Origin of the sequence: Arthrobacter sp. QXT-31, from assembly GCF_001969265.1 — a bacterium.
Classification (GTDB): domain Bacteria; phylum Actinomycetota; class Actinomycetes; order Actinomycetales; family Micrococcaceae; genus Arthrobacter.
In genome coordinates this window covers 2,032,586-2,054,243 of sequence record NZ_CP019304.1, presented here as the reverse complement: position 1 = coordinate 2,054,243, position 21,658 = coordinate 2,032,586, and the positions used below count along the sequence as shown (strand labels likewise).

Here is a 21,658-nt window from a genome sequence, read left to right as displayed (position 1 = left end):
CCAGCCACACCGGCTGGCTCGTGACTAGCAGTGTATACGTATGCAAAAAGCAGAAACAAGACCTTGTGCCGGAAAATGTATACGTATACACTCGATCATCATCCGGTCCTGCAGGGGCCGGCCCGGGCGCTTCATAGGTCGCCCATCGACGAAGATGGAAAGGCAATCCTGATGACCGTTACAACAGCACTTAGCACCGCCGTGGACTCCACCCTGCTGAAGGAGCCCGAGCGCAACAGCGTGTCCCGGGGCAGCACTCCCGAGGTGCGCGCCACCGTGGAAGCCGTCATTGCGGACATCCGTGAGCGCGGGGACGAGGCCGTCCGCGAATACTCGGCCAAGTTCGACAAGCACGCACCTGAATCCTTCCTGCTCAGCCAGGAGCAGCTCGACGAGATCATGGCCCGGGTTCCGGAGCAGGTCATCGAGGACATCAAGTTCGTCCAGCAGCAGGTCCGCGTGATGGCGCAGAAGCAGCTCGAGTCGCTCTCCGACTTCGAGATCGAGACCCTTCCCGGCGTCTTCCTCGGCCAGAAGAACGTTCCGATCCAGGCAGCCGGCGCCTACATTCCGGGCGGCAAGTACCCGCTCCTGGCCAGTGCCCACATGACCATCGTCACCGCCAAGGTGGCCGGCGTTGAGCGCGTTGCCGCCTGCACCCCGCTGATCCAGGGCGAGGTCCCGGACGCCACCGTGGCCGCCATGTACCTGGCCGGCGCCGACGAGATCTACCTGCTGGGCGGCATCCAGGCCGTGGCCGCGCTGGCCACCGGCACCGAGACCATCAAGCCGGTGAACATGCTGGCCGGCCCGGGCAACGCATTCGTCGCCGAAGCCAAGCGCCAGCTCTTCGGCGAGGTCGGCATCGACCTCTTTGCCGGCCCCACGGAGGTCCTGATCGTGGCGGACGAGCACGCCGACCCGTTCATTGTCGCCGTCGACCTTCTTTCCCAGGCCGAGCACGGCCCTGACTCCCCGGCCGTCCTGATCACCACCAGCGAGGAGCTGGGACGCAAGGTCATGGAGCACATCGACACGATCCTGGTTGACATGCCCACCCGCGACTACGCCGCCGCGGCCTGGCGTGACTGGGGCGCCGTCCACGTGGTGGCCACCCTCGATGACGCCTACGCCCTGGCCGATGAGTACGCCTACGAGCACGTCCAGATCCTGACGCAGAACCCCCGCGAGGCCCTGGAGAAGATGCACGACTACGGCGCCCTGTTCCTCGGCGAGGGGACCTGCGTCTCCTACGGCGACAAGGTGATCGGCACCAACCACGTGCTGCCCACGCGCGGTGCGGCCCGCTACACCGGCGGCCTCTGGGTGGGGAAGTACCTGCGCACCGTCACCTACCAGGAAGTGACCAACACCGAGTCCAGCGCCTTCTTCGGCGAACTCTGCGGCCGAGCATCCAGGGTGGAGCGGTTTGAGGGCCACGCCCGGTCCGGCGACGTCCGCGCCGCGAAGTACCGCGGCACGTCCCTGCCCTGGTCGGACCACACCTTCGACAGCTAAAGAGGACCCAGTGCCGAAAGAGGACCCAGTGCCGAAAGCGCCGAATTTCCGACTGGACGGCAAGAAGGCCCTGGTCACGGGGGCGGGCCGCGGGCTCGGCAAGGCCATCGCTGACGGCCTTGCCGGCTGCGGCGCCACCGTCTACGGAACCAGCCGCGACGCCGAAACCGCCAAGCAGATCAGCGAGCGGTACGGAACCGCGCCGCTGGCCGTGGACGTCACCGACACCAGGAACGTCGAGGGCTTCGTCGAATCACTCCAGCAGGCCAGCGGCGGGATTGACCTGCTGGTCAACAACGCCGGCGTCAACGTGCCCAAGCCTGCCCTGGAGCTCACGGAGGAGGACTGGGACACGGTCTTTGACACCAACCTCAAGGGCACCTTCTTCCTCACCACGGCACTTGTCCGGCGTTGGGTGGACGCGGGTACCCACGGGGCCATCGTCAACATCGCCTCCCAGGCGGGAATCGTCGGGATCGAAGAGCGCGCGGCGTACGGCACCAGCAAGGCGGGGCTGATCCACCTGACCAAGATCCTGGCGCTGGAGTGGGCCGCCGCCGGAATCCGGGTCAACGCCGTCGCCCCGACCTTCGTCCGAACGGAACTGACCGAGTCCACGCTCAGCAGGCCGGACTGGGCCAGCGAACTGCTGTCCCGGATCCCGGCGGGCCGTTTCGGGGAACCGGAAGACATCGCCGGCGGGGTGGCGTTCCTGCTCAGCGACGCGGCGTCGCTCATCACCGGTCACACGCTGGCCGTCGACGGCGGCTACACCATCCGCTGACCCATCCATGGCGTCTTGAATAGGAGCAGCAACATGCAAATTACGCAGACCATCGCGGCCACGGCCGTGGTCGGTGCCGGCTACATGGGCGGCGGCATCGCCCAGGTTCTGGCCATGCACGGCCACAAGGTGGCGCTGGGAGATGTCGACGGCGGGATCGCCGAACGCTCCCGGGTCCGGCTCGTGGGCCAGGCCCGGGACTTTGAAGCCCGGGGGCTGCTGCCCGCCGGCGCGGCCGAAACCATTGAGGGCAACCTCACCGCTGCCGCGAGCATCGAGGAGGCTGTCTCGACGGCGGACTATGTCGCCGAGGCGGTCCCGGAGGACCCGGTGATCAAGGCGGACATCCTGGGCCGCATCTCTACGGCAGCGCCCGCCGGGGCGGTCATCGCATCCAACACGTCCGCCATTCCGATCGGGGAACTGGCAGCGGCGGTCAGCAACCCCGAACGCTTCCTCGGCGTCCACTGGATGAACCCTGCCCCCTTCATTCCCGGGGTGGAGCTGATCCCCGGACCGCAGACCGCGCCCGGCGTGATGGACCTTGCCGAAGAGCTCATCCGGTCCCTTGGCAAGACTCCGGCCCGGGTGGCCGACACACCCGGATTCGTTGCCAACCGCCTGCAGTTCGCGCTGTACAAGGAAGCGGCCCGGATCGTTGAAGAGGGCGTGGCCGCCCCCTCCCAGATCGATGCGGTGGTCAGCAGCACCTTCGGGTTCCGGCTCGCCCTCTTCGGCCCCTTCGCCATCGGGGACATGGCCGGCCTGGACGTGTACGAGTCCTCGTACCGGACCCTGGAGAAGGCCTACGGCGAGCGGTTTGCCCCGCCCGCGGCGCTGACGTCCACCGTGGAGGAAGGCAACCTGGGGCTGAAAACCGGCCACGGGTTCCTGGACATCGATCCGGCCAGCCGGGAGGACCTCGTGGCTTACCGGGACAGCACCTACGCCCGGCTCTCGCAGCTCCGGGCTGAGCTGGGCCAGGCGCCCGGGCTGTAACCCGGTCCCGCACCGGGGCTATTACCGCTTTACGGCAGCCGGCCCGGCCGGAGCACGTTCGGCGTTCCCGCCTGCGCGGGCTCGAGCGGCACCGGGCTGACCAGCACCGCAGGCCCGCGGTGCAGCACGCCGTCGGAAAGAGCCCGGCAGCGCATGCCCCCGCGCCCGCGCATCGCGGCGTGCGCGCCGGGCGCCAGCATCCTGTCCATCCAGGCGCAAGGGTGGGCGGGGCGCCCGCCCTTGAACCGCACCACACTGCCCCGGGACTCCAGTGCGAAGTCCTGCCCGAGGAGCGGGGCCAGGTGTGCGCCCCTGAGGATCACGTTGCGCCGGGTCAGCAGCGGGTCGAAGGGGCCGGCGTCGAGTTCGGCAGCCATGGCCTCGAGGGCCTCAACGGCGAACAGCGTGACCGCGGCGTCCATGTGCGCCGCCTTCCCGAAAAACCTGTCCCCGACAATGCCCTTGCCGGCGACGATCTCCACCCGTTCGGCGTCCGCTGTCGGGACTTCGGCCGCCCCGTCCCGCGCGCGGCCGAAGTACGCATGGCCAGGCGACACGAGCAGGTGCAGGACCTCAACGTCGTATCTGTAGGTTTCGGTCATGCAATAACGCTATACCCGCGGTTTCAGGCCGGCCTTTTGAGCAGGGTGCTGGCTTCCTGGCGGGTGGTTCCGGAGTCCTGGATGCCCTCGGCGATGTGGGCGAGTTCGGCGGGGATGTCGCGGCCTTTTTTGCGCATGGCGGTTGCCCAGAGCCGGCCGGCGCGGTAGGAGGAACGGACCAGGGGGCCGGACATGACGCCGAGGAAGCCGATCTCTTCGGCTTCGTGCTGCAGGTCCACGAATTCCTGGGGTTTGACCCAGCGGTCCACGGGCAGGTGCCGTTCGGAGGGGCGCAGGTACTGGGTGATGGTGATCAGGTCGCAGCCGGCCTGGTGCAGGTCACACAGGGCCTCGGAGATCTCCTCGCGGGTTTCGCCCATGCCCAGGATGAGGTTGGACTTGGTGACCATGCCCAGGTTCCGGCCCTGGGTGATGACGTCCAGGGAGCGTTCGTAGCGGAACGCGGGGCGGATGCGCTTGAAGATCCGGGGCACGGTTTCGACGTTGTGCGCGAACACCTCAGGTTTGGAGTCGCAGATCGCGGCGATGTGGCCGGGGTTGCCGGAGAAGTCCGGGATGAGGAGTTCGACGCCGGTGCCGGGGTTGAGTTCGTGGATCTTGCGGACGGTTTCGGCGTAGAGCCAGACGCCTTCGTCCGCGAGGTCGTCGCGGGCGACGCCGGTGACGGTGGCGTAGCGCAGCTGCATGGCCTGGACGGAGCGGGCGACCTTGGTGGGTTCGAACCGGTCCACGGGGGAGGGTTTGCCGGTGTCGATCTGGCAGAAGTCGCAGCGGCGGGTGCATTCGGACCCGCCGATCAGGAAGGTGGCTTCCTTGTCTTCCCAGCATTCGAAGATGTTCGGGCAGCCGGCCTCTTCGCAGACGGTGTGCAGGCCCTCCTTTTTGACCAGGTTCTTCAGGCCGACGAATTCCGGGCCCATCTGGACCTTGGCCTTGATCCAGTCCGGTTTGCGTTCCACCGGGGTGGCCGCGTTGCGCTGCTCGATCCGCAGCATTTTCCGGCCTTCTGGTGCCAGTGTCATTGTTCTCTTTCCGTAGTACTTGTCAGCAGGAGCGCTGAATCAGCAGGCCACGACGTTGACGGCGAGGCCGCCCATCGCGGTTTCCTTGTATTTAGAGCTCATGTCCTTGCCGGTCTCGCGCATGGTCACGATGACCTCGTCCAGGGAGACCCGGTGCGAGCCGTCGCCCCACAGCGCCATCTTGGCCGCGTTGATCGCCTTGGCGGCGGCGATCGCATTCCGTTCGATGCAGGGCACCTGGACCAGCCCGCCGATCGGATCACACGTCAGGCCCAGGTTGTGCTCCATCGCGATCTCGGCCGCGTTTTCCACCTGGGCCGGGGACCCGCCCATGACCTCGGCCAGCCCGGCGGCGGCCATCGACGACGCCGATCCGACCTCGCCCTGGCAGCCCACCTCCGCCCCTGAAATCGACGCCTGCTCCTTGTAGAGCACCCCGACGGCGCCGGCGGCGAGCAGGAACCGGACCACCACGTCGTCGCGGTCCTCCTGTGTCGCGTTCTCCATGCCCGGTGCGAAGTGCAGCGCGTAGTACAGCACGGCCGGGATGATCCCGGCGGCGCCGTTTGTCGGGGCGGTGACTACGCGGCCGCCGGAGGCGTTCTCCTCGTTGACGGCGAGGGCAATCAGGTTCACCCACTCCTGCCAGTATTTGGGGTCGCGGTCCTTGTCTTCCTTCAGCAGGCGTTCGTGCCAGTCAGGGGCACGACGGCGGACCTTCAGTCCGCCGGGCAGCAGCCCCTCCCGCTTCAGACTCGCCGCCACGCAGCCCTCCATCACCGACCAGATATGCAGCAGGCCCTCCCGGACCTGCTCCTCGGACCGGGACGCGCACTCGTTGACCAGCATGATGTCCGCGATCGACAGGCCCTGGGCACGGCAGTGCTCCAGCAGCTCCGCGGCCGTCCGGAACGGCAGCGGCAGCTCCTGCTTCGACTCCTCCAGCTCTTGCTGTGCAGCGTCCTCCTCGCCCTCGCGGACAATGAACCCGCCACCGACCGAGAAGAACGTCGCCTTCTGCAGCTCACCGCCGTCGGCATCAAACACCGTGAACGTCATCCCGTTCGTGTGCCGCGGCAGCACCGTCAGCGGCCGCAGCACCATGTCCTCCACCCCGTACGGCAGCGGAACCGACCCCGCCAGGTTCAGGATGCCGGTCTCCGCGATCGAGGCCAGCCGCTCCTCCACCTCATCCGGCAGGATCAGCTCCGGGTGAAAGCCCTCCAGGCCGAGCAGCACCGCCGTCATGGTGCCATGCCCGTGCCCCGTCGCCGCGAGCGAACCGTAGAGATCCACCCGCAGCGACGCCACGTCCGCCAGCGTCCCGGCAGCCTTCAGCTCCTCCGCGAAAACGGCGGCAGCCCGCATCGGGCCAACCGTGTGCGAACTCGAGGGGCCAATTCCAATGGAAAACAGGTCAAAGACGCCAACAGCCATGGTCGGTTCCTAACTGGGATAGTTGTGATCGGTTCGGGCTGGGGAGGTTAAGCGGAGGAGCAGGCGCTAGAGTTCGCCGCCGTTTGCTGCGGCGTATTCCTCGGCCGACATCAGCGGGCCCTCGTCGGTGACGGCCACCTTGAACAGCCAGCCGGCACCGTAGGGGTCGCTGTTGATGAGAGCCGGGTCCGCGACGACGCCGTCGTTGATCTCGGTGACCTCGCCGGTGACCGGGGCGTACAGGTCCGAGACGGACTTTGTGGACTCCACCTCGCCGCACGTTTCGCCGGCCGTGACGGTAGCGCCCACCTCAGGCAGGTCCACGTACACGATATCGCCCAGGGCATCGGCGGCCACGGCGGAGATCCCGATGCCCACAGGCCCGGATCCGTCAACGGCAACCCATTCGTGCTCGGCGGAGTACTTCAGTTCAGCAACAACCTTTGCCATGTGTATGTCCTTTACGTTTTGAAACTTGTTGTGGTCGGGGGGAGGGCCGGTCGGGCCCGTAGCGCGTTACTTTTGGCGCTTATAGAACGGCAGTTCGACGACTTCGAAGCGCTCGGGCTTGCCGCGGAGGTCGACGTCCACCAGCGTGCCGACCTCGGAGTGCTCGACGTCGACGTAGGCCATGGCCACCGGGTAGCCGAGGGTGGGGGAGGGCTGGCCCGACGTGACCTCACCGATCAGGGTGCCGTCTTTGAGGACCGGGTAGTGGCCGCGCGCGGCGCGGCGGCCGGTGCCCTTGAGGCCCACGAGCTTCTGCCCGATGGTGGAACCGACGCCGGCTGCCTTGAGGTCGGCCAGCGCCGCCTTGCCCACGAAGTCGCTTTCCTTGGCCAGGGAAACCACCGGACCGAGTCCGGCCGCGTAGGCGTTGACCCGGAGGGAGAGCTCGTTGCCGTAAAGCGGCATGCCGGCCTCCAGGCGCAGCGAGTCGCGGGCGGCGAGGCCGGCGGGGACCAGCCCGTGCCCTTCGCCGGCCGCGAGCAGCGATTCCCAGAGACGGGCTGCATCGTCATTGGGCACGTAAATCTCGAAGCCGTCCTCGCCGGTGTAGCCGGTGCGGGCCAGCAGGAGATCCTGGACGGCGCCGCCGACGGCAATCCCGACCTCAACGGCCGCGTAGTACTTCAGGTCAGTTACCAGGGAGTGCTGTTCGGCCGGGACGAGCTGCAGCAGGATCGCCTCCGCGTTGGGACCCTGGACCGCGATCAGCGAAGTCTCCGAGGAGGCGTCCTCGACGGTGACGTCGAAGTTCGCTGCGCGCTCGGCGAGGGCGGCGGCCACTTTGGCTGCGTTGCCCGCATTGGGCACCACGAGGTACTTGTCCTCAGCTCGGCGGTAAGAGATCAGGTCGTCGATGATCCCGCCGTCGGCGTCGCAGATCAGCGAGTATTTGGCCTTGCCCACCGTGATGGCGGACAGCTTGCCGGCGAGGGCATAGTCCAGGAAGGCCGCGGCGTCCGGGCCTGTGACCCAGACTTCGCCCATGTGGGAGAGGTCGAACAGGCCGGCGGCATTGCGGACTGCATGGTGCTCGGCAAGTTCCGATTCGTACTTCAGCGGCATCTGCCAGCCGCCGAAGTCGGTGAAGGATGCGCCGGCTTTCTTGTGCTGGTCGTAGAGGGCGGTGTAGTTCTCGGTCATGGGAGGTCCTTAGTTTTCAAACTCGGAAAGGGGAGGGCAGGAGCAGACGAGGTTGCGGTCACCGGCCGCGCCGTCGATGCGGCCCACCGGCGGGAAGTACTTGTCCTGCCGGAGCGAGGGCACGGGGAAGGCGGCCTGCTCGCGCGGGTAGGAACGGTTCCAGTCGGAACTGACGACGGCGGCTGCCGTGTGGGGTGCGTTGCGCAGCGGGGAGTTCTCCAGGGTGAAGTCACCGTTCGCGACCTGGTCGATCTCGGCGTGGATGGTGATCATCGCCTCGATGAACCGGTCAATCTCGGCCAGGTCCTCGGACTCGGTGGGCTCCACCATCAGGGTGCCGGCCACGGGGAACGCCAGCGTGGGCGCGTGGAAACCGAAGTCGATCAGGCGCTTGGCCACGTCCTCGGCGGTGACGCCCGTCTTCGCGGTGAGGCCGCGCAGGTCCAGGATGCACTCGTGCGCCACCAGCCCGCTGTCGCCGGTGTAAAGGACCGGGAAGAACTCATCCAGCCGCGAAGCGACATAGTTCGCCGCGAGGAGGGCCGACTTGGTGGCTTCGGTCAGGCCCTGGCCGCCCATGAGCTTCACGTATGCCCAGGAGATGGGCAGTACGCCCGCCGAACCGAACCGCGATGCGCTGATCGCAACGCCGTGTCCGTCCACGGCACCCTCGGAAGAAGCCTTGGTGGCGTCGCCCGGCATGAACGGGGCGAGGTGGGCCTTGGCCGCGACGGGTCCGACGCCGGGTCCGCCGCCGCCGTGCGGGATGCAGAAGGTCTTGTGCAGGTTCAGATGCGAGACATCCCCGCCGAACTTGCCCGGCTGCGCCAGGCCCACAAGCGCGTTGAGGTTGGCACCGTCGACGTAGACCTGGCCGCCGGCGGCGTGGACGGCGTCGCATACTTCGCGGACGTCGCCGTCGTACACCCCGTGGGTGGAGGGGTAGGTGATCATGATCGCCGAGAGAACGTCCCGGTACTGCTCGATCTTGGTGTACAGGTCCGTGTGGTTGATCGTGCCGTCGGTGGCGGTGGCCACGACGACCACCTTCATGCCGGCCAGCACGGCCGAGGCCGCGTTGGTGCCGTGCGCGGAGGCGGGGATGAGGCAGACGTTGCGCTGGTGGTCGCCGCGGGAGCGGTGGTACCCGCGGATCGCCAGCAGGCCGGCGAGCTCGCCCTGCGACCCGGCGTTGGGCTGGATGGACACCTGGTCGTAGCCGGTAATCTCGGCGAGGTCGGCTTCCAGCCCGTCGATCAGTTCGCGCCAGCCCGCGGTCTGGGAGTCCGGGGCGAACGGGTGGATCGAGGCGAATTCCGGCCAGGAGATGGCTTCCATCTCGGCCGTTGCGTTCAGCTTCATGGTGCACGAACCCAGCGGGATCATGGTCCGGTCCAGGGCAAGGTCGCGGTCGGAAAGCTTCCGGATGTAGCGCAACAGCTGGGTTTCGGAGCGGTGCGTGTTGAACACGGGGTGCTGCAGGAAGTCCGAGGTGCGCAGCACGGCCTCAGGCAGTGCAAAGCCCGCCGCGTCCCCAACCGGACCCGCGCCGAAGGCGACGGCAACAGCGGACAGTGTTTCCGCCGTCGTCGTCTCATCGATGGAGACGCCCACGGTGTCCGCGTCAATGTAGCGGAGGTTGATGCCGCGGGCCTCCGCGGCGGTGATGACCTTGGCGGCCTTGCCCGGAACGCGGACGGTGAGGGTGTCGAAGAAGGTCTCGCTGTCCAGTTCGCGGCCGGCAGTCTTCAGTGCCGTAGCCAGGACGCGGGCGTTGCGGTGGACGGTCTCGGCGATCGCCTTCAGTCCGTCGGGGCCGTGGTAGACGGCGTAGAAGGACGACACGATGGCCAGCAGTGCCTGCGCGGTGCAGATGTTGGAGGTGGCCTTCTCGCGGCGGATGTGCTGCTCGCGGGTCTGCAGGGCAAGCCGGTACGCGGGAGCTCCGGCGTTGTCCTTGGAAACGCCGACGATGCGGCCGGGAAGGGTGCGCTCCATGCCGGTGCGGACGGCGATGTAGGCAGCGTGCGGGCCCCCGAAGAACAGCGGGACACCGAAGCGCTGGGCGGTGCCGACGGCGATGTCGGCCCCCTGCTCGCCGGGAGGCGTGATGAGGGTCAGGGCCAGCAGGTCGGCGGCCACGGTCACCAGCGCGCCGCGCTCCTTGGCGGCCGCGATCACGCCGGAGTGGTCGAACACCCGGCCCGAAACGCCGGGCTGCTGGAGCACGACGCCGTTGATGTCGCCGTCGGGCAGTCCCTGGGCGAGGTCGGCGACCTCCACCTCGAAGCCAAGCGCTTCGGCGCGGCCCTTCACGATCGCGATGGTCTGGGGGAGGCAGTCCGCGTCCAGGACGGTCTTGCCCTCGTTCTTCTTGTTGGCGCGGCGCATCAGCAGCACGGCCTCGGCCACGGCCGTGGCTTCGTCCAGCAGGGAAGCGTTGGCGATGGGCAGCCCGGTCAGGTCCTGGACCATGGTCTGGAAGTTCAGCAGCGCCTCGAGCCGGCCCTGGGAGATCTCCGGCTGGTACGGCGTGTACGCGGTGTACCAGGCGGAGGCCTCGAGGATGTTGCGGCGGATCACGGGCGGCGTCACGGTGTCGTAGTAGCCCTGGCCGATCATCTGCACGGCGGTCTTGTTCTTGGCCGCAAGCCGGCGAAGCTCGGCCAGGACCTCAACTTCGCTGAGGGCCGCCGTGAGGCGCAGCGCGTTTTCCTGGCGGATGGAGGCCGGAACGGCGGCGTCAACCAGGCCGTCGACCGTGTCATAGCCGACGTGCTTGAGCATGGTGTCGATGTCGGCCTGGCGGCGGGCGCCGATATGCCGGTCAGCGAACGTTGACGGAAGCGATTGAATCGTCATGAGGAACTCCAGGTCTGGCCGGCCAGGGGTGGCACGGCATGGATTTGGGTTCCTCCCCGCTCTGTATTGGACCTGAGAGATTCCGCGGACACGGGTGTCCGCTTGCACCGTCGGTGAGCCAAACAATGCTTGGCTGCTTTCCAGAGTTGCCTCGCCGCGGCGGTACTGGGGCCTGAGAGATTCCTGGGGAGGATTTGCTCCTACGGCGCCTGCCCGGTGCATGACTGGGAGGACTCTCCCGCCACGGTTCGAAAGGCTATGAAGATGTGGGTGATTCGGCTCACACAGTACAGCACTGGGCGGCGAATGCCAAAACGCGGTCGGGCCAAGCCTCCGCGGCGAGGATCGTGAAGGCCTCGGGGAGCCGGGGTTTGACAATTCTTCGTGACCGAGACCACACTGAACCCGGTGGCTAGCGGGACTGGGCTGACCGGCACGGACCGGGCTTCCAGGGCAGGACCGCGGCCCTCGCTTTCATAATTGAAAACGCTTACGATCTGCGGCGGGAGAGCCCTGCCGGTACATCAGCGGGCGCCGTAGGAGCAAACCCTCCCCAGGAAACTCTCAGGCCCACGTACCGCCGCGGCGAGGCAACTCTGAAAAGCAGCCTGGCGTGCCCGGGCTCACCGAAGGTGCAAAGCGGTCAACCATGTCCGCGGAATCTCTCAGGTCCAGTACAGAGCGGGGAGGAACCCTGTCAGTGTGGCCATTGGCGCCACTTGAACAATGGAGTTCCTTATGACGATTCACCCTCCTGCATCCCCGGCCGGGGAAGCTCCGCGCCTTGAGCGGCAGCTGAGCAACCGCCATATCCAGCTGATTGCCATTGGCGGCGCCATCGGCACCGGCCTGTTCATGGGTTCGGGCAAAACCATTTCCGCGGCCGGGCCGTCGGTGATCTTCGTGTACATGATCATCGGCTTCATGCTGTTCTTCGTCATGCGGGCCATGGGCGAACTGCTGCTGAGCAACCTCAACTACAAGTCCTTCAGCGATTTCGCCGCCGACCTGCTGGGCCCCTGGGCGGGCTTTTTCACCGGCTGGACCTACTGGTTCTGCTGGGTGATCACAGGAATTGCGGACGTCATCGCGATCGCCGGATACTCCCGTGAACTCTGGCCGGGACTGCCGCTCTGGATCCCCGGCCTGGCCACCGTGGCCATCCTGCTGCTGCTGAACCTCACCACCGTCAAGGCCTTCGGCGAAACCGAATTCTGGTTCGCCCTCATCAAAATCATCGCCATCGCTGCCCTGATCATCGTGGGCATGTTCATGATCTTCACCGGTTTCCAGAGCGACTCCGGGCAGGCCAGCTTCACCAACCTGTGGAGCCACGGCGGCTTCTTCCCCAATGAATTCATGGGCTTCGTGGCCGGCTTCCAGATCGCCGTGTTCGCGTTCGTGGGCATCGAACTGGTGGGCACCACCGCCGCCGAGGCCAAGAACCCGGAGAGGAACCTGCCCAAGGCGATCAACTCCATTCCGGTGCGCGTGCTGCTCTTCTACGTGGGCGCCCTCATTATCCTGATGTCCGTCACGCCCTGGACCCAGTTCGCCGCCGGCCACAGCCCGTTCATCGCCATGTTCTCGCTGGCCGGTCTCGGGGCGGCTGCCACGGTGGTCAACCTCGTGGTCCTGTCCTCGGCGATGTCGTCGGCCAACTCCGGCATCTACTCCACCTCGCGCATGGTCTACGGCCTGGCCGAGGAAGGGGATGCGCCAGCCGTCTTCAGCAGCCTGTCCCGCCGGAAGGTACCCAACAACGCCCTGTTCCTGTCCTGCGTGCTGCTGCTCTCCGGCGTGGTGCTCATGTACGCCGGGCAGGACGTGGGCAAGGCGTTCGACATGGTTACCACCGTCTCTGCCGTCTGCTTCGTCTTCGTCTGGTCGATCATCCTCGCCAGCTACATCGCCTTCCGCCGCCGGCGCCCGCATCTGCACACCGCCTCCAAGTTCAAGATGCCTGGCGGCATTCCCATGGTGTGGGCGGTCTTCGCGTTCTTCGGCTTTGTGCTGTGGACCCTCACCACTCAACCCGACACGCTGGCCGCCCTGCTGGTCACACCGGTCTGGTTCGTCCTCCTCGGTGCTGCCTGGCTGGTGCTGCGCCGCCGGCCTGCCCACATTGCCCGCTACGAGGCCTTCCAGGACGAGCTGCGCGCCGAGGAAAACGCCGTCCGCGAGGTTGCGGACAGCCGGCAGCAGGAGAAAGAGAGCGTCCAGGGATGATCGGCACCGAGGAAAAGCGGACGGCGGCGGGCCCGACGGCGGCGGCCCAGTCCCGCGGGCCCGGAACCGGGGAGTTTGTGCTCACCTTCTCCTGCCCGGATTCGCTCGGGATCGTCCAGTCGGTTGCGGATTTCCTCCTCAAGCAGGAGTGCTACATCGTGGACCTCAAGCAGTTTGGTGACCGGAGCGCGGGGCACTTCTACATGCGGGTGCACTTCGCCTCAACCGCCGCCCCGGGTGACACTGCCGCCGGCGACACCACCGCCGTCGAACAGCTCCGCGAAAGCTTCGCGCCGCTGGCCGGGGAATGGGGCATGGACTGGCGCCTGGAGCGGCACGACCGCAAGCAGCGCATCCTGGTGATGGTGTCCAAGTACGACCACTGCCTCAACGACCTGCTGGCCCGCGCCCGCAGCGGCGAACTTCCTGTGGAGATTGCAGCGGTGGTGTCCAACCACCCGGACCTGGCGGGGCTCGCGGCCTGGCACGGAATCCCGTTCCATCACATCCCCGTGACAGCGGCCACCAAGCCCGAAGCGGAAGGCGCCCTGCTGGAACTCGTGGAGGCGCTCGACGTCGAACTGGTGGTCCTGGCCCGCTACATGCAGGTCCTCAGTGACTCGGCCACCGCCCGGCTCGCCGGCAGGGCCATCAACATCCACCACTCGTTCCTGCCCAGCTTCAAGGGCGCAAAGCCCTACCACCAGGCGCATGAGCGCGGGGTGAAGACGGTCGGCGCCACGGCGCACTACGTCAATTCAGAGCTTGATGAGGGCCCGATTATCGCGCAGCAGGTGATCGAGGTCGACCACACCTACACCCCCGCGGACCTGGCGTCCGTGGGCAAGGACGCGGAGTGCAAGGCCCTGACGAACGCTGTGCGTTGGCACGCCGAAGGAAGAATCATCCTGTCCGGGAACCGGACGGTCATCCTGCGGTGACAAACGTGCGATTCAACCACTTGCCGGTGCGTCTGGAGATCATTCCCACGGACGGCATCATCCGCGACGTCCAGGCGCACGTTCCTGCCGGATCCACGCTGACGGTGACCTGTTTGCCGCACCACGGGCCGGAGGCCACCGTGCGGGCCGCCGTGCAGCTGGGCGGGCTCGGCTACAACGTGATTCCCCACCTGGCCGCTCGGGGCCTCAGCAGCCGGACCCAGCTGGCGGGCCTGCTACGCGAGTGCGAGGCCGCGGGCATCACCGAGGTTTTCGCGATCGGTGGCGATGCCGTGGAAGCCGCCGGTCCCTATGGCAACAGCCTCCGGCTCATGGAGGACATTGCCGAACTGACCGGCGGAAGCATGGCCATCGGCGTGGCCGGATATCCGGAAGGCCATCCGAAGCGCAACGAGCTGGACATGCTCGATGCACTCTTGGAGAAGCAGCATCTGGCCTCGAGCGTGGTCACCCAGATGTGCTTCTCGGCCACCCGGATCGGCTGGTACGCCGAACTGCTCCGCCGCGAGGGTGTCGGCCTTCCCATCTGGGCGGGAGTGGCCGGGGCCGTCCCCAAGGCCAAGCTGATCTCGCTGGCCACGAAGATCGGGGTTGGTCCGTCGCTGAAGTTCCTGAACCGCAAGGGACCGCTCGCGCGCCGGCTCCTGAACGCCGGCAGCTACTCATCCACGTCCCTGGTCTCGGAACTGGCCGCCACGGAACCTGCACTCGCGGGCATCCACCTCTACACCTTCAACAACGTCGAAGCCCAGCCCGCGACGGACTGGAGCACTCCGGCAGGCGCCAACGCCTCCTGAACCAAGCACTCCAACAGCGCGAACGTACACTTGTGGCCCCATTTCCGCGGCGAAATGGGGCCACAAGTGTACGTTCGCGCTTTGGCGGTCCAATCGTTCACTGCCCTATCCTCGGGCCAACGCCCTGCGGGTACATTGAACAGGTGACCCCGTTGAAAAAGGCCGTGACCCCCGACGGGGCGGAGCTTGCCTGGACGGAGGAAGGCCGCGGCGAACCGCTGCTGCTTGTGGCGGGGCAGGCGACGGGAATGGCCGGCTGGGACCCGGTGGTGCCTGGTCTGGCCCGTTCGTTCCGGGTCATCCGTTTCGACCACCGTGGAATCGGCGCCAGCTCGGAAGGCAGCGCGGAAAACTACACCACGCGTGCCTTTGCGGCGGACGCGGTTGCCGTTCTGGATGCGGTCGGCGTCCACAGGGCCCACGTCTATGGGCACTCGATGGGTGGCCGCGCTGCGCAGTGGATGGCAGTGGACTTCCCCTCCCGGGTGGCGTCGCTCGTCCTGGCCGCAACAAGTGCCGGCGACGCCAGGGGACCAGGCCGGAGCGCTGCCGCCACTGCCGCACTCACCAGCGGTGACCCGGCACGCATGGTGCCGCTGTTCTTCAGCCCCGCCTTTGTGGAGCGAAATCCCGGGGTTGTAGCCGCGTTCTTTCGGGTGCAGGCCTCCGCTGCGGTCAAAAGCAGGCACTTCAGGGCAAGCCGGCTGCATGATGCGTGGGATGTTCTTGCGCAAATCCAGGCCCCGACCCTGATCATCCACGGCAGCGAGGATGCCCTGGCGCCTGCTGCGAACGCCGTCGCGATGGCGGAACGGATTCCGGGCGCGCAGCTGATAAAGGTCGACGGCGGCAGGCACGGACTGCACCTGGACGACGGCCGAGTGCAGACATGGATTGAGGATTTCCTGTCACTCGTGGCCACCTGACGAAGCCGGGTCCCCCTGAGTTTAAACCTCAATCGACTGCTCCACAGGTGCCGTTATGAGGTTCGAAAAGGGCACCTATGGAGCAATCGATGGGGTTGTTACAGGAGCAGTTCCCGGACGGTCAGCTGGAGCCGGATGGTGTCGGCGGCGTCGTCGTCGTGGCCGAGCGCATAGGGCCCGCGGGTGTTCCGCTCGGGGGTGCTGCGGTCCTCGCCGCCGGAGACGCTGCCCATGTGCCTAGACTTCCACGCCGACGGAGTCCGGCTGCCGGACCGGCGTCGCCAGCCCGAGGTTCTCGCGCAGCGTAGACCCGGCGTACCCGGTGGGGTAGACGCCGCGCTCCTGCAGCTCCGGGACGAGGTGGTTGACGATGTCGTCCAGGCCGGTGGGGATCAGCCATGGCGAGATGTTGAAGCCGTCCACCGCACCTGTGCGGGCATACTCCGCCAGGCGGTCCGCCACCTCTGTATAGGATCCCGTGAAGCTGGAGTCCCCGCGGCTGGTCCGTGCGGAGACGAACTGCCGGATGCTGAGGCCCTTGTCCTTGGCTTCAGCCCGCCACTGGTCCGCCAGTTGCTTCGCCTTGGCGCCGTGGAAACCGCTGCCGCGGGTCTCGGAGGTCTCCTCCACCACGGGATCGATCTCCGGCAGCGGGCCGTCCGGATCGAATTCCTGCAGCTCGCGGCCCCAGAACTGTTCGAGGTAGGCGACGGCCTGTTCGGGCCCGATCTGCAGGCTCCGCACCCAGTTCTTCTTCTCGAGTGCCTCCTCCGGCGTGGCCGCAAGGATGAACTCGCTCGCGGGCATGATCTTGACGTCGTTTGCACCGCGGCCGGCATTGACCGTGCGCTGGACGATGTCGCGGCGGAAGCCCAGGGCGTCGTCGAGCTTCGGGTGCGCAGAGAAGATGACGTCGGCCTGCCGGGCCGCGAAGTCGCGGCCTTCTGGCGAGTCGCCGGCCTGGAACAGCACCGGACGGTACTGGGCGCTGCGCGGCAGCCGGGGAACGTAGTCCACCGTGTAGTGCTTGCCCTCGTGGTGCACGGGCCGGGCCGAACCCGGCGCGGCCCAGGCGGCAGCGGCAGGGCTCGAAGCGATGGCGCCGTCCGCCCAGGAGTCCCAGATCCGCTTGGCCGTGGTGACGAACGCTTCGGCGTGGACGTACCGGTCGGCGTGGTCCAGGTAGCCGCCGCGGCGGAAGTTCGCGCCGGTCCAGGCGTTGTCCGTGGTGACCACATTCCACGCCGCACGGCCGCCGGAGAGCAGATCCAGCGAGGCGAGCCGGTGGGCGAGATCCGCGGGGTCGTTGTAGGTGGTGTTCTGCGTGGCCACCAGCCCGATGCTGCTGGTCACGGAAGCCAGTGCGGCCAGCATGGTCTGTGCGTCCGGCCGGCCGGCGACGTCCAGGGCGTGCGGGCGGCCGAGGTGCTCCCGCAGCCGCAGTCCCTCGCCGAGGAAGAACGCGGCGAACAGGCCCCGCTCCGCGGTCTGGGCGATGCGGCGGAAGGATTCGAAGTCCGTCTGTGATCCCGATTCGGCCGACTTCCAGACGGTGCCTGAATTAACGCCCTGGAAGAAAACGCCCAGCTGCAGCTGGCCGGAGGGCACGAAGCCGTTGCCGATGTGTGTGTCTGTCATGGGTTTCTCCCTAGTGATCGGCCGCGGAGCTAGCGGATATGGTGGCAGCGGCATACCGGCTGGCAGGGCGCTGCAGGCCCAACAGGTCGCGGAACGTGGAGCCGGGCTGCGGGGTTGCCAGCAGGCCCCGGCGGCGGAGGGCGGGAAGCACCAGCTGGGCCAGCTCCTCCAGGTCCACGTCCAGCACCGCAGGGTGCAGACGCACGCCGTCGGCAGTCTCCAGAACGGATGCCAGCAGCCCGGTGAGTTCCGCTGCGCTGCCGACGAACCGTGCACGGCTGCTCTGCCACGGGGTGTACGCATCCAGCTCGGCGAGCCGCCCGGCGGCGCTCTGCCCGCGGGAGTCGAGGACGACGTCGAGCTCCGCGATGATGGCTGCCCCGGGAGCGGCGGCACGGGCCTCGGCAGCCTCCCCGGCCAGCAGCTCTGGGGTGGGCGCGGAAACAAGGAGGGCATCAGCTGCCCCGGCTGACAGCTGGTCCGCATTCAGCAGGCCGGCCGGCACCAGGACCGGCAGCTGGCCCTGCAGTGGCCGGGGAATGATGGACGGGCCCTTGACCGAGTAGCCGGCGCCGGCCGCACTCTCGAAGTCAACGGTGCTTTCGAAGTCAACATAGTGCAGCTGGTCGACGTCGATGTACCGCCCGGTGGCGACGTCCCGGATCACGGCGTCGTCCTCCCAGGAGTCCCAGAGCCGGCGGCTGACCTCGACGGAGTCGGCAGCCTCCCGGCCCAGCCCCTCGCCGGAAACATGGGACCGTCCAACAGCGGCAGCATCCGCAACCTTGTCCGATGCCGCCACCAGCCAGCCCGCCCGGCCGCCGGAGACGTAGTCCAGGCTGGCCAGCTGCGTCGAGATGTGGAACGGCTCCGTGTAGACGGTGTCCACCTCGGGGACCAGCACGATGGAGCCGGTGACGGGCCCGGCGAAGGCGGCCCGCTGCAGGGCGTTCAGCCGCCCGGGGATGTCGCGGCCACCGGCGTCGGAAGAGGCGGCCGGCAGTGATCCGTCAGCGAATGTCGCCACGTGGAACCCGGCCGACTCGGCGGCCAGTACCGTGGCGCGGACCCGGGTCCCGTCGAGGAGTTCGGCGGGAGTGTGCCGGGCCTTGCGCCAGGCGGCGGGGTGGGCGCCGTCGCCGTCGAGTTCCAGGGCGAGGAAGCCCTGCCGGGGTGCGTTGGTAGAAGTCGTGTTCACTGGCCGGCCTGCCTTTCGTGGGGGATCTGTTCGCCTGCTTCGATGGCCACCTCAAGGCGGTTTTCGGACGGCGGCAGCGGGCAGGTGGCGAGGTCGGTGTAGGCGCACGGCAGGTTCACCGCGCGGTTGAAATCCAGGATCACGCGGCCGTCCGCGTCGGGTGCACCCACCGTGAGCGAACGGTTCGCCCCGTAGGTGGTCTTGCCGGACGTGGCGTCGGTGAACAGCACGGACAGCGTGCCCGGCCCGTGGCCGTTGAAGGCCGTAAGCGTGAGGTCCTGGCCATCCAGTTCGAAACGGATCTCGCCGGGCGCTTCGTACACGTGCACGATGCCCTCGACGGCGGCCCCCACGGTGGTGGGCCGGGGCTCCTCGAACTGCACGTACGTACCCTCGACGGCGAAGCGTGCGTCCGGCGCGTAGGCCGGCGTGCCGCGGTACTCGTTGAGCAGCGGGTTCTCCGGGTGCCGGGGCCGCACGATGTACTCACCGCCGCGCTTGGCGAGTTCGACGACGGCGGGACCCGCCGTGAGGTTGATTCCCTCACGTTCGGCGATCGGATCGAAGACGACGGCGATCCCGCCCTCAGCGTTCGGCGCGCCGCTGTTCAGTTCCTTGCCGGCCCGCAGCAGGCTTTCGCCCGCCTCCAGAACCACCGTGACGGCGTCGTCCTTCACGCTCCAGATGCCGGGAACGCCTTCGAGCCGGGAGGGTTCGGCTCCGAGCCAGTGCAGGTGGGTGACGGCGAGGAAGCCGTGGGGATCGGCGCGGCGGCGCTCATGGGCGGCGTGCCACTGTTCCCATTCGGCGGCGAAGACTGCTGTGCTGGAATCCGATTCAGTGTGCGTAGACGTGGGCATCATGGCTCCTGTGGTTGTCGTGGTCAGTGCTGACGGCGGCGGCTGCGTCCGGTTCGGTGGCTCCCGCGAAACCGGGCCGGCCGCCGAAGGGATCCGCGGATTCCCAGAGGGTGGTGGGGGCTGATTCGCGGACGGCCGGGATCACCTCGAGCGCGAACCGCTCCAGGATCTCCAGCTGCTGTTCGAAGGGCAGCGTGGTGGGCAGCGAGACGGACTGCAGGTCGTGCCCGTACAGCTCGTGGTAGCTGAGGATCTTGTCGATCACTTGTTCCGGGCTGCCGACCAGGGCCGGGCCCTCCGCCACCGCCTGGTCGATGTCCCGGAACGGCGAGTTGTTCCCCGGCACGTTGCGCGCAGCCGTGAGGCCCTCGTATACCGGGCCGTACTGGCGCTTGGCCTCCTGCGTGGTGTCGGCGATAAACACGCCGCCGGCTCCGCTGCCCGAGCCCAGGTAGCGGTGCCGCGGGTCGTGGCCGTGGCGCTCATACTCCTCCACGTAGTGGTCGATGAGCACCTTGTAGTTTTCCCGCGGCTGGATGGCGTTGGCGGTGAACAGCGGATCGCCCCAGCGTGCAGCCAGCGCCGCCGAGGTCCTGGTTGTAGCAGACCCGTGCCAAATCCGGGGGGACCCCCCGAAGGGGCGGGGAGTAGTGGTGGTCGGGTCGGTGAGCGCGGGACGGAATCGGCCGGACCAGGTCACGTCCTCCTCGCGCCAGAGCCGGCGCAGCAGGGCGTACTTCTCCTCCAGCAGGTCCCACTGGTCCGCCAGGTCCAGGCCGAAGAGCGGGTACTGCAGCACCTCGTTGCCCTTGCCGATCACCAGTTCCAGCCGGCCGCGGCTGAGCTGGTCAATCGTGGCGTAATCCTCCGCGACGCGCACCGGATCCAGGACGGACAGGACAGTGACGCCGGTCTGCAGCCGGATCCGGGACGTGACCGCCGCGATGGCGGCGAGCACCGTGGTGGGGGAGGACGAGATGAACTCGCCGGCATGGCGCTCGCCCACGGAGAAGCTGTCATACCCGAGCTCCTCGGCGCGCTGTGCAGTCTGCACCACCTGGTTCAGCCGGTCGGCGGTGGAAACGATTTCCCCGGTGACCGGATTCTTCAGGTGCGGAATGATGTCGAGGACCTGGAACTTCACTTGGAAGTCCCCTGGGTGCCCGCAAAGTTGGCCTCGGTTACGGTCTTGGACTCCGGCAGGGCTTCCTCGGACAGCCCCCAGCGGTCCAGCACTTTGGCGTAGGAGCCGTCCTTGATGACGGAGTTCAGCGCCTCGGTGACCGCCGGTGCCAGGCCGTTGCCCTTGAGCGTGGTGGCGGCCACCACGGTCTCGGACGGCCAGCCGGCGTTGACCTTGCCCACCACCTTGAGGTCGTCGCGCGTGTTTTCCCGGTAGACCGTGGAGGGGTAGGGCGCGATATTCAGGTCCGTCCGGCCGGACGACAGGGCCAGGATGGTGTCGGCGTCGGAGGAGTAGTACTGCAGGCTGGCGGGTTCCTTGCCCTTGGCCTCGAGCTCCTTGTTCCACGCCAGCAGGATCTTCTCCTGGTTGGTGCCGGAGCCCACGGAGACCTTCAGGCCGGAGATGTCGTCCGCGCCCTGGATGTTGTGGGACGAGGACTTCTTCGCTTCGAAGCCCATGTAGGCGGCGCGGTAGGTGGCGAAGTCGAACAGCTTCACCCGTTCCTTGTTGATGCCCACGTTGGAGAACACGGCCTCGAAGTCGCCGGACTGGGTTTTCAGGGGCCAGTTCTCCCACGAGGTGACCTGGATGTCCAGCTCCAGTCCCAGCTTGTCGGCCACCAGCTGCGCAAGGTCAATCTCGGAGCCAATGGGCGTCTTGTCGTCCGTGGCGTGGAAGGACAGCGGGATGGAGCCGGCCGTGGTGGCCACCGTGAGCTTGCCGTCGTTGCCGATCAGTGCAGGCACCTTGGCCGCCAGTGCCGCGTCCTTTTCGGCGCGGATCCGCTGTTGGTCGGGGGAGGTGTTGTAGACGACGCCGTTGCGGGCCGCCGTCGTCGCCGCACCTGCCGCGGAACCGCCGGAGGCGGCGGCGCCGGGATCGGAGCAGGCGGACAGTGCCGCGGTGCCCAGCAGAGTGCCGAGAAGGACGACGGCGGGCAGCGGACGTGAAGAGAAGAGTGCCATGG

The 21,658-nt window shown here is 67.5% G+C and carries 19 protein-coding genes and 2 riboswitches; of the genes, 7 read left to right on the top strand and 12 right to left on the bottom strand.

The genetic code is table 11. From position 1 onward, the window contains the following. Nucleotides 1-171: 171 nt before the first annotated feature. From hisD to BWQ92_RS09290, 3 genes are read left to right on the top strand one after another with little or no spacing between them, the layout of a single operon-like run. Nucleotides 172-1,518, top strand: coding sequence for a histidinol dehydrogenase (hisD, locus tag BWQ92_RS09300; RefSeq protein ID WP_076799266.1), 1,347 nt, complete (start codon nt 172-174; stop codon nt 1,516-1,518). A 28-nt stretch (nt 1,519-1,546) separates the two neighbouring features. Beyond that, nucleotides 1,547-2,302 (top strand): SDR family NAD(P)-dependent oxidoreductase, encoded by a 756-nt coding sequence (locus tag BWQ92_RS09295; RefSeq protein WP_076799265.1) that lies wholly within the window; start codon nt 1,547-1,549, stop codon nt 2,300-2,302. A 33-nt stretch (nt 2,303-2,335) separates the two neighbouring features. After that, on the top strand, nt 2,336-3,301 hold the full coding sequence (locus BWQ92_RS09290; RefSeq protein ID WP_076799264.1) for a 3-hydroxyacyl-CoA dehydrogenase family protein: 966 nt from the start codon (nt 2,336-2,338) through the stop codon (nt 3,299-3,301). Between the two features lie 29 nt (nt 3,302-3,330). Here BWQ92_RS09290 and BWQ92_RS09285 read toward each other — a convergent pair whose 3' ends face one another. From BWQ92_RS09285 to gcvP, 6 genes are all read right to left on the bottom strand, one after another. Next, nucleotides 3,331-3,903, bottom strand: coding sequence for an MOSC domain-containing protein (locus tag BWQ92_RS09285; protein ID WP_076799263.1), 573 nt, complete (start codon nt 3,901-3,903; stop codon nt 3,331-3,333). Between the two features lie 23 nt (nt 3,904-3,926). Further along, a complete protein-coding gene (gene lipA, locus BWQ92_RS09280) occupies nt 3,927-4,946 on the bottom strand; it encodes a lipoyl synthase (protein ID WP_076799262.1) in 1,020 nt (339 codons plus the stop codon). A 39-nt stretch (nt 4,947-4,985) separates the two neighbouring features. Beyond that, the gene (locus tag BWQ92_RS09275) at nt 4,986-6,383 is read right to left on the bottom strand and encodes an L-serine ammonia-lyase (RefSeq protein ID WP_076799261.1); all 1,398 of its coding nucleotides are present in this window, start codon (nt 6,381-6,383) and stop codon (nt 4,986-4,988) included. A 66-nt stretch (nt 6,384-6,449) separates the two neighbouring features. Further along, nucleotides 6,450-6,833 (bottom strand): glycine cleavage system protein GcvH, encoded by a 384-nt coding sequence (gcvH, locus tag BWQ92_RS09270; RefSeq protein ID WP_076799260.1) that lies wholly within the window; start codon nt 6,831-6,833, stop codon nt 6,450-6,452. Between the two features lie 66 nt (nt 6,834-6,899). After that, nucleotides 6,900-8,033 carry a glycine cleavage system aminomethyltransferase GcvT gene (gcvT, locus tag BWQ92_RS09265; protein WP_076799259.1) on the bottom strand — a complete coding sequence of 378 codons (1,134 nt, stop codon included), beginning with the start codon at nt 8,031-8,033 and terminating at the stop codon, nt 6,900-6,902. A 9-nt stretch (nt 8,034-8,042) separates the two neighbouring features. Continuing rightward, entirely contained in the window at nt 8,043-10,895 is a 2,853-nt protein-coding gene (gene gcvP, locus BWQ92_RS09260; RefSeq protein WP_076799258.1) for an aminomethyl-transferring glycine dehydrogenase, read from the bottom strand. Between the two features lie 150 nt (nt 10,896-11,045). Continuing rightward, nucleotides 11,046-11,146: riboswitch (glycine riboswitch) on the bottom strand. Between the two features lie 242 nt (nt 11,147-11,388). Further along, a riboswitch (glycine riboswitch) is annotated at nt 11,389-11,485 on the top strand. Nucleotides 11,486-11,633: 148 nt separating this feature from the next. Here gcvP and cycA point away from each other — a divergent pair. From cycA to BWQ92_RS09240, 4 genes are all read left to right on the top strand, one after another. Then, nucleotides 11,634-13,124, top strand: a complete 1,491-nt coding sequence (gene cycA, locus BWQ92_RS09255) for a D-serine/D-alanine/glycine transporter (RefSeq protein WP_076799257.1) — start codon at nt 11,634-11,636, stop codon at nt 13,122-13,124. Beyond that, nucleotides 13,121-14,065, top strand: coding sequence for a formyltetrahydrofolate deformylase (gene purU / locus BWQ92_RS09250; protein ID WP_076799256.1), 945 nt, complete (start codon nt 13,121-13,123; stop codon nt 14,063-14,065). Before cycA ends, purU begins: the two co-directional genes overlap by 4 nt. A gap of 5 nt (nt 14,066-14,070) precedes the next feature. After that, complete coding sequence (locus BWQ92_RS09245; protein ID WP_076803621.1) at nt 14,071-14,883, top strand: methylenetetrahydrofolate reductase; 813 nt, start codon at nt 14,071-14,073, stop codon at nt 14,881-14,883. A gap of 143 nt (nt 14,884-15,026) precedes the next feature. After that, nucleotides 15,027-15,809, top strand: coding sequence for an alpha/beta fold hydrolase (locus BWQ92_RS09240; protein WP_236783156.1), 783 nt, complete (start codon nt 15,027-15,029; stop codon nt 15,807-15,809). Nucleotides 15,810-15,907: 98 nt separating this feature from the next. On the opposite strand, the gene BWQ92_RS24480 is transcribed toward BWQ92_RS09240, so the two are convergent. Genes BWQ92_RS24480 through BWQ92_RS09215 form a run of 6 tightly spaced genes read right to left on the bottom strand, consistent with a single transcriptional unit; the run spans nt 15,908 to nt 21,656 of the window. Then, nucleotides 15,908-16,042: a hypothetical protein gene (locus BWQ92_RS24480; RefSeq protein WP_257787666.1), complete on the bottom strand. Its 135-nt coding sequence runs from the start codon at nt 16,040-16,042 to the stop codon at nt 15,908-15,910. Between the two features lie 4 nt (nt 16,043-16,046). Next, nucleotides 16,047-17,447, bottom strand: coding sequence for an NtaA/DmoA family FMN-dependent monooxygenase (locus BWQ92_RS09235; protein ID WP_076799254.1), 1,401 nt, complete (start codon nt 17,445-17,447; stop codon nt 16,047-16,049). Nucleotides 17,448-17,457: 10 nt separating this feature from the next. Continuing rightward, nucleotides 17,458-18,645 carry an LLM class flavin-dependent oxidoreductase gene (locus tag BWQ92_RS09230; protein WP_076799253.1) on the bottom strand — a complete coding sequence of 396 codons (1,188 nt, stop codon included), beginning with the start codon at nt 18,643-18,645 and terminating at the stop codon, nt 17,458-17,460. Continuing rightward, nucleotides 18,642-19,505 (bottom strand): DUF1684 domain-containing protein, encoded by an 864-nt coding sequence (locus tag BWQ92_RS09225; protein WP_076799252.1) that lies wholly within the window; start codon nt 19,503-19,505, stop codon nt 18,642-18,644. Before BWQ92_RS09225 ends, BWQ92_RS09230 begins: the two co-directional genes overlap by 4 nt. Next, nucleotides 19,483-20,649, bottom strand: coding sequence for an LLM class flavin-dependent oxidoreductase (locus BWQ92_RS09220; protein WP_076799251.1), 1,167 nt, complete (start codon nt 20,647-20,649; stop codon nt 19,483-19,485). Before BWQ92_RS09220 ends, BWQ92_RS09225 begins: the two co-directional genes overlap by 23 nt. Next, nucleotides 20,646-21,656 (bottom strand): ABC transporter substrate-binding protein, encoded by a 1,011-nt coding sequence (locus BWQ92_RS09215; RefSeq protein ID WP_157365124.1) that lies wholly within the window; start codon nt 21,654-21,656, stop codon nt 20,646-20,648. The genes BWQ92_RS09220 and BWQ92_RS09215 overlap by 4 nt, the downstream gene beginning before the upstream one ends. Nucleotides 21,657-21,658: the final 2 nt, after the last annotated feature.